Source organism: Nocardioides sp. Root190 (genome assembly GCF_001428565.1).
GTDB lineage: Bacteria > Actinomycetota > Actinomycetes > Propionibacteriales > Nocardioidaceae > Nocardioides.
This window is the reverse complement of record NZ_LMIA01000013.1, coordinates 292,074-304,517: the sequence shown is the minus strand read 5'-3', so window position 1 is coordinate 304,517 and position 12,444 is coordinate 292,074. Positions and strand designations below refer to the sequence as shown.

The following is a 12,444-nucleotide window of genomic DNA, read 5'->3' as shown; positions in this document are numbered from 1 at the left end:
GGACGGGCCGCTCGTTGGTCGAGGAGGCCGCCTGCGGCCGTCTCGAGACCTCTGGCTGCGGTGCCGGTACTCGACCACGGCACCGTGGGTGCACTGTCTCGCCGGGTCTCGAGACGGTCGCTGCGCGACCTCCTCGACCAACGGGGTGGACGGTCGCTCCGCGACCTCCTCGACCAACGATGGAGGGGCCGCTCGTTGGTCGAGGAGGCCGCCCGCGGCCGTCTCGAGACCTCTGGCCGCGGTGCCGGTACTCGACCACGGCACCGTGGGTGCACCGTCTCGCCGGGTCTCGAGACGGTCGCTGCGCGACCTCCTCGACCAACGGGGTGGCGGGGTGGCGGGGGGTCAGGCGAGGGTGATGTCCACGGGTACGGCGGTGCGCAGGGTGTGGCCGACCGGCGAGCTCGCGAGCACCTTGGCGTGCAGCGACTCCAGCTCCTCGCGGGACGCGGGGGAGTTGATGGTGACCGTCGCCTCGATGCCGGAGAACCCGGCGTGACCTTCGCCCAGGCCGAGGAAGACGTGGAGGTCGACGTCACCCTTGAGGTCGACCTTGAGGTCCTTCAGCTCGATGCCGGCGACGGTCGCGTTGGCGGCGTACCCGACGGCGAGGCAGTTGCCGAGCGCCCCGAGGAGCTGCTCGACCGGGTTGGCGGCCGAGTCGGCGCCGCCCAGTCCTGCGGGCTCGTCGGACTGCGTCGGCTCGAAGCCGCGGACGCGGGACTCGGAGGCGAAGGCGCCCTTCCAGGTGACGTGCGCGGCCCAGGTGGTCTGCGCCTTCGCGGGGTCGGCCTGGATGGCCTGGACGAGTCCGCCGACGGCTTCGATGTCGACGTCGTTGAGGCGGCTGCTGGTGGTGGCGGTCATGGTGACTCCTTCGTCGTCATTGGTGTAGTAACACTATCGAGATAAGCCATAAAGCGAGGCGTCCCGGCGGAAGTCGTGGCGGTGTGCACGGGTTCGCCTTGCGCTACCCTTCGAACATGCGTTCGGAACGACCGGCGGATGACGGCCAGGCCGTCCTGCCGTTCGAGGTCCCCGGGGACGGCGCCACTGGCCCCGACCGCCCGTCGGTGCGTCCGTCGCGATCGACCCGCGCTGTCCGCGGGCCCGCCGTGATCGGCGCCCTGCCCCACCGGATCACCACCGATGCCCTGGCGGCCCGTGGCCTGCCGGCCGGCACGGAGGTGACGGCGACCGAGTCGGGCCGCCGTCCGGTGCGCGGCGACGTCGTACTCGTCCGGGCGGGGGAGCAGGCGGTGGTGGGGGTCTTCGACCTCCGCTTCGGGCGGGCGGTCCTGCGCTGGGACCGCGGCGGCATGTGGCTCGGTCCGACCACCGAGGTGCTGGGCATCGTGACCGCCGCCGAACCGCCGTTGGCCGCGATGTAGCGCAGACGTCACGTCGGCTCGATAGGTTGTCCCGCATGGTGACGTTGACCGCGGACAAGCGGCTCCTCCACGCCGACCTCGCCGGTGAGACGATCAGGGCCGCCTCCGGCTCGATGGTCGCCTACACCGGCAACGTCGACTTCAAGCACGCCGGCATGGGCGGCGGTGGCGGCTTCAAGGCCGCGCTGAAGCAGAAGGTCTCGGGCGAGTCGATCAAGCTGATGGAGTGCGTCGGGTCCGGACGGGTCACGTTCGCGGTCGATGCGATGGACGTGAGCGTCATCGACCTGACCGGCGACACCCTCGCCGTCGAGTCCGAGCACATCCTGGCCGTCACCGGCGGCCTCACGCTCGACGTGAAGTTCGCCGGCCTGCAGGGCATGACGAGCGGCCAGGGCCTGGCGACGACCACGGTGACGGGGCAGGGCCAGGTGGCGATCACCTCCGACGGTCCGCTGATCGCGCTGGGGGTCCAGCCGGGTGTCCCGGTGGTCGTCGATCCTGATGCGTTCGTGGCGTCCTTCGGCCAGATGACGATGAACCTCGTCTCGGGGGTGTCCTGGAAGTCGCTGGTCGGCGAGGGCACCGGCGAGCCGTTCAGCCTCCGCTTCGACGGTGCCGGCACCGTCCTCATCCAGCCCGCGGAGAGGTGACGACGATGGCTTTCGAACAGGTCAACGCCAAGGTGGTGCGCGCCAACGTCGCGCAGGGGACGGCCGTGATCGCGCGTCGCGGGGCGATGCTCGGCTACACCGGCGCCGTGACCTTCCGCCCGGTCGCAGGGCAGGGTGGCGGGGTCGGCGGATTCGTCGGCGCGGCGCTCTCGGGCGAGTCCAACCCGATGATGGCGACCGAGGGCACCGGCCAGGTGCTCTACGGCTTCCAGGGTCTCTACGTCACCGTGGTCCAGCTCGACGGCACCGGCCCGCTCACCTGCGAGGCCGACCGGCTGCTCGCCCACGACGCGACCCTGCAGACGGGTGTCGAGTTCATCGGGCAGGGCGGCATGCGGGCCGCGGTGCGTGGTGCAATGACCGGCCAGGGCCTCTTCACGACCAAGGTGTCCGGGGTCGGGGCCGTGGCCCTGCTCTCGCACGGCGGCACCTACCCGATCCAGGTGGCGGGCGAGGGCGTGTCGGTCGACCCCCAGGCCTACGTCGGCCACGTCGGCAACATCTCGGTCGACCTCTCCGCCAAGGTCGGCTGGCGCGACGCCGTCGGCCGGGGCTCGGGTGAGGCGTTCCAGCTGAAGCTGACCGGGCAGGGGACGGTCTTCGTCCAGGCCAGCGAGCAGAAGTTCTGAGAGGGGAGCACCGATGCAGACCTGGGACGCCCAGAGCCTTCCGGCCAACGACAACGTCAATGCCTACGCGTTCTCCATCGACCTCAACGGTCGGTGGTTCGTGTCGAAGGGCGCGATGATCGCCTACTACGGCAACGTCAACTTCGACGGCGTCGCCGCCTGGGCCAGCCGCGACGGCTTCATCGCCGGCCGCTTCTCCTCGCCGATCTACATCCAGGACTGGGTGGTCGCCGAGGGTCAGGGCAAGCTCGTCGTCGCCGATCGCGGGTACGACGTGCAGTCCTTCGACCTCGAGGACGGCAACCTCACGATCCGGGCGACCAACCTGATGGGCTTCGAGACGGGGCTGGAGCTCAAGCAGTCCATCGTCCCGGGCTTCGTCACCCTGCTCGGCACCGGCAAGTTCCTCGCGTCGTCCAACGGGCCGGTGATCTTCGTGGAGCCGCCGTTCCGAGCCGACCCGGAGTCGCTGCTCGGCTGGGCCGACTGCCCTTCGCCGTCGCACCACTACGACGCGCAGTGGATGACCGCCTCGCTCGGCGCGATGCTGCAGGGCATGTTCGGCCGGGAGTCGGGTGAGGAGCGCCAGTTCGACTTCACCGGCTCCGGCACGATCCTGATGCAGTCGAGCGAGGTGCAGCGCGCCGATGGTGCGCTGATGCGGCTCATCGAGCAGCAGACGAGCCTGCTCTCGACGCAGCAGGCCGGACTGCTCGGTCAGCGCCTGGTCGCCCGCGCCCAGCAGCAGTGATGGACCCCGACCTGCTCCTGTCCCGTCGCGACGTCGAGTTCCTGCTCCACGAGTGGCTCGAGGTCTCCTCGCTCACCTCGCGCGAGCGCTTCGTGGAGCACTCGCGCGACACCTTCGACGCCGTGCTCGACGTCTCCGCGACGCTGGCTGCGGAGCACTTCGCCCCGCACAACGCGCTCAGCGACGAGAACGAGCCGCAGTTCGACGGCGAGACGGTCACGATCATTCCCGAGGTCGCCGCAGCGCTGAAGGCGTTCGCGGACGCCGGCCTGATCTCGGCCGCGATGGACGCCGACGTCGGCGGGATCCAGGTCCCTCGAGTCGTGCAGCAGGCCTGCTTCGCGTGGTTCCAGGCGGCGAACGTCTCCAGCTCGGGCTACCCGATGCTCACCATGGCCAACGCCAACCTCCTCCTCTCCCACGCCTCACCCGAGCAGGTCGCGCGCTTCGTGCCGCCGATGCTGGAGGGGCGTTGGTTCGGGACGATGTGCCTGTCCGAGCCGCAGGCCGGCTCCTCGCTCGCGGACGTCGCGACCAGGGCAGTGCGCCAGCCCGACGGGACGTTCCGGCTCTTCGGCAACAAGATGTGGATCTCCGGCGGCGACCACGAGCTGGGCGAGAACATCGTCCACCTGGTGCTGGCGCGGGTGGAAGGTGCGCCGGCCGGGGTGAAGGGGCTCTCGCTGTTCGCGACACCGAAGTACGTCGTGGCTGCCGACGGCACCCGCGGCGAACGCAACGACGTCACGCTCGCCGGCATCAACCACAAGATGGGTTTCCGGGGCACCGTCAACACGGTCCTCAACTTCGGTGAGGGCACCCACCTGCCGGGCGGTTCGTCCGGCGCCGTGGGGGAGCTGGTGGGCGAGGAGGGCCGCGGCCTCACCGTCATGTTCCACATGATGAACGAGGCGCGGATCGGTGTCGGGGCGGGTGCTGTCGCGCTCGGCTACACCGGCTACCGCCGTGCCCTCGCCTACGCGCGGGATCGCGTCCAGGGCCGACCGCTCGGCGCGAAGGACCCGGCGGCCGCGCCGATCCCGATCGTCGAGCACGCCGACGTGCGTCGGATGCTGCTCGCCTCGAAGTCCTACGTCGAGGGCGGGCTCGCGCTGGTGCTGAAGGCCGCGCTCCTGCTCGACGACCAGGAGACTCACCCCGACCCGGCGGTGCGCGAACAGGCGGGCGCGCTGCTCGACGTACTCACTCCGATCGTGAAGAGCTGGCCCTCCCAGTGGTGCCTCGCGGCGAACGACCTCGCGATCCAGGTGCACGGTGGCTACGGCTACACGCGTGAGTACGGCGTCGAGCAGCTCTATCGCGACAACCGGCTCAACCCGATCCACGAGGGCACCCACGGGATCCAGGCCCAGGACCTCCTCGGGCGCAAGCTCGTCCTCGACGGCGGTCGCGGTCTCCAGCTGCTGAAGGACGCGATCGACGACACGATCGCGCGCGCGGGCGATGCCGACGCGACGATGCGCGAGCACGCCTTCCGGCTCGCCGGTGGGCTGGAGTCACTGGTGCAGGCCGTCGCTGCCGCGTGGTCCTCGGGCGACCCGCGGGTGGCGCTGGCCAATGCGACCTACGGGCTCGAGGCCGCCGGTCATGTGGTCGTCGCCTGGATCTGGCTCGAGCAGATGCTGGCCGCGCACGGCAAGGAGGGCGCGTTCTACGACGGCAAGCGGGCCGCCGGCCGCTACTTCCTCACCCATGAGCTCCCGAAGGTCGGCCCGGTACTGGACCTCCTGGCCAGCGGTGACCAGCTCTTCAACGAGGTCGACCCCGCCACCCTCTGACCCGTTGGTCGAGGAGGTCGCGCAGCGACCGTCTCGAGACCTCCCGCTCCGGTGCCGGAACCCTCTCGTTGGTCGAGGAGGTCGCGCAGCGACCGTCTCGAGACCTCCCGCTCCGGTGCCGGAACCTGCCCGGTCGGGCAGGTGCACCGTCCCGCCGGGTCTCGAGACGGCCGCGGGCGGCCTCCTCGACCAACGGGCGGCGGCCTCCTCGACCAACGGCAAGGCGCCTCGTCCGATGAACCCAGCCGGATCGGGTAGCACCCGGAGGTGACCGCCGACCTCGTCTACCTCGTCGTCGGTGTCAGCCTGCTCCTCGCGATCGTGCTGCCTGTCCTGCTCCGCCAGTGGGCGGTGTCCTCGCCGATGGTGCTGGTCGCTGTCGGGTTCGTGGTCGGCCTGACCCCGCTGCCGGACGGCATGCCGCTCGACCCCTTGGAGAACCGCGCGCTCATCGAGCACGTGACCGAGCTGGTCGTGATCGTCGCGCTGATGGGCGTGGGTCTCGCGCTGGACCGTCCGCTGAACCTCTTCAAGCGCGCCTCGTGGGCAACCTGGGGGACGACGTGGCGGGTGATCGGCATCGCCATGCCGCTCTGCATCGCCGCCGTCGCGCTCCTCGGTGTCGCCGTCGGGCTCACGGCCGGCGCGGCACTCCTCATCGGCTCTGCCCTGGCGCCGACCGATCCCGTGCTCGCCTCCGACGTCCAGGTCGCCGGCCCGCAGACGGGGAACCACGAGGTCGACGAGCCCGACGAGGTGCGGTTCACGCTGACCAGCGAGGCGGGACTCAACGACGCCCTCGCCTTCCCGTTCGTCCACCTCGCGATCATGGTCGCCGCCGGCCACACCGCCCTCTCGGACTGGGCGCACTGGGTGGGGTGGTTCGCGATCGGCAAGGTCGTCATCGGTGTCGCCGTGGGCTGGGCGGTCGGCTGGGCGCTCGCGAAGGTCGCCTTCCGCTCGTCGAGCCGATCGCTGAGGGTCGCGGAGCGGGGCGAGGCGCTGACCTCGCTCGCGGCGCTCGTGACGGCGTACGGCCTGGTGGAGGCACTGGGCGGCTACGGCTTCCTGGGGGTCTTCGTGTGTGCGGTGACGTTCCGCTCGGCGGAGCGCTCGCACGACTACCACGCGGCGATGCACGAGGTGACCGAGCGGCTGGAGCGCCTGCTCACGCTGCTGCTCCTGCTGGTGCTGGGCATCGCCCTGAGCCGTGGCCTCCTGGAGCACCTCGACTGGCGCAGTGTGCTGATCGGGCTGGCGCTCATCCTCGTGATCCGCCCGATCGCCGGGGCGCTGTCCCTCGTGGGCTCGACCTCGTCACTGACCGGCCGACAGCGCTGGGCGGTCGCATTCTTCGGCGTGCGCGGGGTCGGCTCGGTCTACTACATCGCCTACGCGGCCGGGGAGGTCCCGAGCCTGGGCTCGGACTGGATGTGGTCGACGATCGCCTTCACCGTGGTGGCGTCGGTCTTCATCCACGGCACGCTCGCCACCCCGGTGATGAAGCGGGTCGGCGAGCTCTGAGTCGCCGCTGGGTCGCCGCTGGGTCAGAGGCGCTCGCGCCCGTGAGCGCTTGTCCAGCTCTCCAGCTCCGGCCCCTTCGGCACGATCCCGGTGGGATTGATGTCCTTGTGGACGACGTAGTAGTGCTGCTTGATCTGCTCGAAGTCGATCGTGTCGCCGAAGCCGGGCGTCTGGAACAGGTCGCGCGCGTAGCCCCACAGCGCCGGCATCTCGACCAGCTTGTTGCGGTTGCACTTGAAGTGGCCGTGGTAGACGGGATCGAAGCGCGCCAGCGTCGTGAACAGTCGGACGTCGGCCTCGGTGATCCGCTCGCCCATCAGGTAGCGCCGGTCGGTGAGGCGCTCCTCGAGCCAGTCCAGCGCGGTCCAGAGACGGTCGTACGCCGCGTCGTACGCGTCCTGCGAGCCGGCGAACCCACAGCGGTAGACGCCGTTGTTGACCTCGGTGAAGACGCGCTTCATCACCTCCTCCATCTCCTCGCGGCAGTCCTCGGGCCACAGGTCCGGCGCGTCGGGGCGGTGGTGGTCGCGCCACTCGAAGTAGAAGTCGTGGGTGATCCACGGGAAGTCGTTGGTGACGACGGCCTTCGTCGGCACGTCGACCATCGCAGGGACGGTGATGCCGCGCGGGTAGTCGGGGTAGCGGGCGAAGTACGCCTGTTGGATCCGCTCGTAGCCCAGGACGGGGTCGACACCACCGGGGTCGAGGTCGAAGGTCCAGCTGCTGGGGTCGTGGGTGGGGCCGGTCAGGCCCATCGAGATGACGTCCTCCAGGCCGAGCAGCTGGCGCACGATGATCGCCCGGTTGGCCCAGGGGCATGCGCGCGCCGCGACCAGGCGGTAGCGGCCCGGCTCGACCGGCCAGGTCGGCGCCTCGAGCTCCCTGCCGGCGTACGGGTCCTGGCTGCGGCCCGGCTCGCGGGTGATCCGGTCGGGGATGTAGTTCATGTCCCGGTCGAACGCCTTGCCCTTGGTCGTGTACGACGCCACGTGTCCTCCTCGATGGTCCTGCGTCGACCCTAGAGGGTGCCTCCGAGCGTCCGACGATGGTTCGAGGACGTGAACTTTGGGGCCATATGATTCATGAACGTGGACATGGTTCTTGACTGTGATGTGACCTCCGCCATATCTTCCGAGCATGAGTGCCCTCTCCCGGACCCTGGTGGCGACCGCAGCCGCCGTCGCCTCGCTGCTCGCAGCGACCGCCTCGCCCCTCGCGCCGGCCGGCGCGGCGGTGGCCCCGGGGGACGAGGTGATCGCGTGGCTCGAGGTCGAGGACGGCGCGATCAGCGGGGGACCGGCGCTCAACTCCGGCGACCACGGCAACTTCTCCGGCACGGGCTCCTACACGTTCCGTGAGACCGGGATGACCTCGACGATGACGTTCACCGCGCCGGCGGCGGGGGTGTACCCGGTCCACATCAGGTACGCCGCCGGGCCGCTCAGCGCCGAGGAGAACGTCACCCGCTCGATGGGCCTGCTCGCCAACGGCGCGCGGCAGCAGGTGGCCTACCCGATGACGAGCTTCGGTGACTGGGAGGCGTGGCAGTTCGCGTCGACCCAGGTGACGCTGGTCGAGGGGCAGAACACCCTCGCGATCCAGTGCGACCGCGGGATCGACCTCTGCCGGCTCAACTTCGACGCGATCCAGGTCGGCGGTGCCACCCCGGACCCGTGCGTCGCGACGGCGCCCGGTGAGGGGTGGACGAGCCTGTTCGACGGCACGTTCGCGACCTTCGACGGCTGGCGCAAGGCCGGCGCGGGCGGCTTCGGTCGCCAGACCGACTGCACCATCCGCAGCATCCGCGGCGCGGGAGCCACCTGGTTCACGCAGCAGCAGGTGGCGCCGTACACGCTCGAGGTGGACTGGCGGCGCAACGACTCCAACGACGACTCGAGCATCCATCTCGGCTCCTCGACCCGCGGCGCGACGCCGACCGGCGGAGTCCGGATCAGGATCGGCGCTGACGACACCGGCGTGATCGAGCCCGCTGGCGGCGCGCAGGTGCCGGCCGACGCGGCGGCGCTGTCCGCCGCGGTGCGGGGTGTGGGGGAGTGGAACACCTACCGGATCGAGGTGACCCCGACGGGTGTGGTCGTGCGGCTCAACGGCGAGCTGGTCAACAGCTTCGCGGGCGCGGTGCCGGCCAACGGCTTCATCGGCCTGGAGAACCGCAGCTTCCTCGACGCCGTCGACTTCCGCACCATCCGGATCAGGGCCGGCGTCGAGCCGGAGGTCCCGGACCCGGTCGCGTCGACGACCACGATGCTCATCAAGCCGACCACGATCCGCGCCGGCAGCGGAAGCTCGGTCGTGACCGTGGCCGTCACCGCTGGTGAGACCACCCCCGAGACCGAAGTCGACGGCCAGGCGGAGATCTGGGTTGCTGGTGTGAAGAAGGCGACTGTCGCCGTGGTGGACGGCAGGGCGAGCGCCAAGGTCGGCCCGTTCAGCACCGTCGGCACCCGCACCGTCCAGGCCCGCTACCTCGGCAGCCCCACCGTCCTGCCGAGCAACAGCACCGTCGGCAAGGTCGTCGTGGCCAAGGCCGTCTCAACGATGGCAGTCGTCGTGCAGCCCTCGAAGATCGTGAAGCGCAAGACGCGCCCCACCGTCGTCGTCGCCGTCCGCGCCGCCGGCTTCGCGCCGTCGGGCGTGGTCCGGGTGACGGTGCTGGGCAAGACGTACGCCGGCCGGCTGAGCGGCGGCAAGGTCACCGTCCGCCTCCCCGCCTTCCGCAAGCCCGGCACCTTCCGCGCCGTCGTCGCGTACGCCGGGGACGCGCGGACGATGAAGGTCTCGAAGGCGGTGTCCATCCGCGTCGTCCGGAGGTAGCGCCCGCCCCGGTGGTCGAGGAGGTCGCGCAGCGACCGTCTCGAGACCTGGCGAGCCGATGACAGCGGGCACTCGCAGTCTTCCTGACGACGTCGGTCCGGCTCACCTTGGTGGCGCGTCTCAGGAACGCGCGGCCCGCTCGTAGCTCAGGAACAGGCAGCCGGTGGGCGATGACTCCGCTTTGGTCAGGGTCAATCTGGTCGGCTCGGCGCTATCGGTGAAGAGGCGCCGGCCGGCGCCGGCCAGGGTCGGCACGACAACCAGCTCGAGTCGATCGACGAGGTCCTCTGCGAGCAGGGTCTGAGCGAGGGTGATGCTGCCGTGGACGCCGATGTCTCCTCCCGGCTGCGACTTCAGCTGCTCGACGTACGCCGGGACCGGCGTGGTGACCGCGATGGCCTGCTCCCATTCGCCGGTGAGGGGGCGCGAGGTGAAGACGTGCTTGGGGGCCGTGTTGATGAAGTCCGCGAACGGCTGGACATCGGAGGTCGGCCAGTAGTCGACCCAGTAGTCGTAGGTGCCGCGACCGAGGAGGAGCTCGTCCTGCGCGCCGACGACGGAGGAGAGATTTCGGAACACGTCCTCGTCGGCCTCGAACATCCAGTTGCCGGGCTCCTCAGCGACGCCGTCGAGGGAGATCAGGGTGTACAGGACCAGGTTGCGCATATTTCCTCCAGGTGGATGTCACCACCACGTCGAACGGAGCCGGTCGATCTCGACATCACTCGCGAAATGCTGTCCCGGAGCAAGGGTCAGGTGAGGTCGGTGGCCATGCGGAACACCGGCCAGCCGATCTCGGTGCGCCACGCGGCGCTGTCATCGGTGTCACGCGGACCGACGAGGTAGCGCTCCCGCACGGGTCCCGCCACGGTCAGGGCATTCGCGACGACCCAGGAGCCGAGCTGGCCGTAGGTCACGTCGGCGCCATCGTGCTCACCGTGATGGATGGTGACGGCGAGCTCGACGGCGGGCAGCCGGACCGGACGGACCCGTCCGCGCCGGGGAGGCTCGGGGGAGTGGCGGTAGAGCAGGAGGCGTCCGTGTCCGTGCTCGAAGAGGCTGTTGTCGTAGAGGCCGCCGGGCGGACCGGCGTCGGTGGACGGGCCGAGCGCTGCCTCCAGCTCGGCCATCGCGCCGGCGAACCAGGCGCCGACGTCGTCAGCGCCCACTTCGTCCTCAACGGCGGCGACGGTCACCTCGGGCTCCGCGCGCAGCTCGACCTGCAGCGGCGGTGGCGCCGGCGCCAGGAGCCGTCGCAACGAGCTGACGGCCACGCGGGTGCGCGCCAGCTCGGCCTCCAGACGTACGAGGTGCTCGGCGACGAGCGCCGCTCGCTGGTCAGGGTCGGACGCACCCAGGATGCGTCGTACGTCGGCAAGGGGGACGTCGAGCTCGCGCAGCCGCTGGATCACCTGCGCCGTGGGGATCTGGTCGACCGAGTAGTAGCGGTAGCCGCTGGACGCATCCACCAGCTCCGGCTCGAGCAGATCTCCCTCGTGGTAGCGCCGCAGCGTGCGAATGCTGAGGTGCGTCAAGCGCGAGAACTCACCGATCGCCAACATGGGTGCAGTCTGCACTCTCCCCCTGGGGGAGACACCAGCCCTTGACCCTCCCGCCGCCCGAGTGCCCAGGCTCGAGCACATGGACACCACCACCCACACCGCCCAGCTGCCCACCACGATCCGCACCTACCTGGACGCCCAGGAAGCACGCGACGCTGACGCAGCCCTGGCCCGGCTGAGCCCCGGAGCCGTCATCTCCGATGTCGGCGAGTCCTTCAGCGGCGAGGACGGCCTCCGTCGCTTCGTCATCGAGGCGGGAGCGGAGTTCACCTTCACCACCCAGATCACCGGCGTACGTCGCGACGGCGAGACCTGGGTGGTCGGCCACCACCTCGAGGGCGACTTCCCGGGTGGGACCGCGGACCTGGACTACCGGTTCGTGCTCGACGGCGAGCGGATCGAGCGCATCGACATCGTCGTCCCCTGACCGGCATCACATCACGACGAGGAGATACACATGACACACGAGAATCGCGACCACCTCGACGGTCGCCGGGCACTGGTCACCGGAGGCTCGAAGGGCGCCGGCAGGGCCGTGGTCGACCGGCTCCGGGAGATGGGCGCCGACGTCTGGGCGTCCGCTCGGACCATGCCCGCGGGGTACGACCGCCCCGACCGCTTCATCGAGGCCGACACCTCGACGGCCGAGGGCGCGGAGGCCGTGGCTGCCCGCATCGGCGAGCACGGTGCGCTGGACATCCTGGTGCACGTGGTCGGCGGCTCCTCGACACCGCCCGGCGGGTTCGCTGTCATCACTGACGAGCAGTGGCTCGTCGAGCTGAACCTGAACCTCCTCGGGGCGGTGCGGCTCGACCGAGCACTCCTCCCGGCCATGGTGGAATCCGGGTCGGCGGTCGTGCTGCACGTCGGATCCATCCAGCGCGAGATGCCCCTCTACGAGGCGTCGCTGCCGTACGCGTCGGCCAAGGCCGCGCTGCGGACCTACAGCAAGGGCCTCGCGAACGAGCTGGCCCCCCGCGGCGTACGGGTCAACACCATCAGCCCGGGAGGGATCCAGACGGAGGCCTACGAGGACTTCGTCGACCGCATCGCGGACGGCACCGGGATGACGCGCGACGAGGCCAAGCAGAGCATCTTCGACTCCCTCGGCGGGGTCCCGCTCGGCAGGTTCGCCAGCACCCAGGAGATCGCCGACCTGGTCGGCTTCCTGGTCTCCGACCGCGCCTCGGCCATCGTGGGAGCCGAGTACGTGATCGACGGGGGGACTGTCCCGACCGTCTGAGGGGTGCACGCGCCTCGACCAGACCGATCAGACCTG

13 protein-coding genes are annotated in these 12,444 nt (G+C 70.4%); 9 read left to right on the top strand and 4 right to left on the bottom strand.

Going from position 1 to position 12,444, the window contains the following annotated elements:
• Positions 1-345 precede the first annotated feature (345 nt).
• Positions 346-867 (bottom strand): OsmC family protein, encoded by a 522-nt coding sequence (locus ASE01_RS22000; RefSeq protein ID WP_056757802.1) that lies wholly within the window; start codon positions 865-867, stop codon positions 346-348.
• Positions 868-983: 116 nt separating this feature from the next.
• Between ASE01_RS22000 and ASE01_RS21995 the strand changes: the two genes are divergently transcribed.
• The 6 genes from ASE01_RS21995 (at position 984) to ASE01_RS21970 (ending at position 6,768) form a co-directional block, all read left to right on the top strand.
• Positions 984-1,391: a hypothetical protein gene (locus tag ASE01_RS21995; RefSeq protein ID WP_157537717.1), complete on the top strand. Its 408-nt coding sequence runs from the start codon at positions 984-986 to the stop codon at positions 1,389-1,391.
• A 35-nt stretch (positions 1,392-1,426) separates the two neighbouring features.
• Entirely contained in the window at positions 1,427-2,044 is a 618-nt protein-coding gene (locus ASE01_RS21990; protein WP_056757796.1) for an AIM24 family protein, read from the top strand.
• 5 nt (positions 2,045-2,049) lie between these two features.
• Positions 2,050-2,694: an AIM24 family protein gene (locus ASE01_RS21985; RefSeq protein ID WP_056757794.1), complete on the top strand. Its 645-nt coding sequence runs from the start codon at positions 2,050-2,052 to the stop codon at positions 2,692-2,694.
• Between the two features lie 13 nt (positions 2,695-2,707).
• The gene (locus ASE01_RS21980) at positions 2,708-3,445 is read left to right on the top strand and encodes an AIM24 family protein (protein ID WP_056757791.1); all 738 of its coding nucleotides are present in this window, start codon (positions 2,708-2,710) and stop codon (positions 3,443-3,445) included.
• On the top strand, positions 3,445-5,244 hold the full coding sequence (locus tag ASE01_RS21975) for an acyl-CoA dehydrogenase (RefSeq protein ID WP_056757788.1): 1,800 nt from the start codon (positions 3,445-3,447) through the stop codon (positions 5,242-5,244). The genes ASE01_RS21980 and ASE01_RS21975 overlap by 1 nt, the downstream gene beginning before the upstream one ends.
• A 267-nt stretch (positions 5,245-5,511) precedes the next feature.
• Entirely contained in the window at positions 5,512-6,768 is a 1,257-nt protein-coding gene (locus ASE01_RS21970) for a cation:proton antiporter (protein WP_056757785.1), read from the top strand.
• A gap of 23 nt (positions 6,769-6,791) precedes the next feature.
• On the opposite strand, the gene ASE01_RS21965 is transcribed toward ASE01_RS21970, so the two are convergent.
• Positions 6,792-7,715 carry a glutathione S-transferase family protein gene (locus tag ASE01_RS21965; protein WP_157537742.1) on the bottom strand — a complete coding sequence of 308 codons (924 nt, stop codon included), beginning with the start codon at positions 7,713-7,715 and terminating at the stop codon, positions 6,792-6,794.
• Positions 7,716-7,905: 190 nt separating this feature from the next.
• On the opposite strand from ASE01_RS21965, the gene ASE01_RS21960 reads away from it, so the two are divergent.
• Positions 7,906-9,603 carry a family 16 glycoside hydrolase gene (locus ASE01_RS21960; protein WP_056757780.1) on the top strand — a complete coding sequence of 566 codons (1,698 nt, stop codon included), beginning with the start codon at positions 7,906-7,908 and terminating at the stop codon, positions 9,601-9,603.
• A gap of 120 nt (positions 9,604-9,723) precedes the next feature.
• Here the strand turns inward: ASE01_RS21960 and ASE01_RS21955 are convergent, their stop codons facing one another.
• Together ASE01_RS21955 and ASE01_RS21950 are read right to left on the bottom strand one after the other, a co-directional pair.
• Entirely contained in the window at positions 9,724-10,269 is a 546-nt protein-coding gene (locus ASE01_RS21955; RefSeq protein WP_056757777.1) for a dihydrofolate reductase family protein, read from the bottom strand.
• Positions 10,270-10,355: 86 nt separating this feature from the next.
• The gene (locus ASE01_RS21950; RefSeq protein WP_056757775.1) at positions 10,356-11,165 is read right to left on the bottom strand and encodes a MerR family transcriptional regulator; all 810 of its coding nucleotides are present in this window, start codon (positions 11,163-11,165) and stop codon (positions 10,356-10,358) included.
• A gap of 79 nt (positions 11,166-11,244) precedes the next feature.
• Here ASE01_RS21950 and ASE01_RS21945 point away from each other — a divergent pair, with 79 nt between their 5' ends.
• Together ASE01_RS21945 and ASE01_RS21940 are read left to right on the top strand one after the other, a co-directional pair.
• Entirely contained in the window at positions 11,245-11,592 is a 348-nt protein-coding gene (locus tag ASE01_RS21945) for a nuclear transport factor 2 family protein (protein WP_056757772.1), read from the top strand.
• 30 nt (positions 11,593-11,622) lie between these two features.
• On the top strand, positions 11,623-12,408 hold the full coding sequence (locus tag ASE01_RS21940; protein ID WP_082606305.1) for an SDR family oxidoreductase: 786 nt from the start codon (positions 11,623-11,625) through the stop codon (positions 12,406-12,408).
• Positions 12,409-12,444 lie beyond the last annotated feature (36 nt).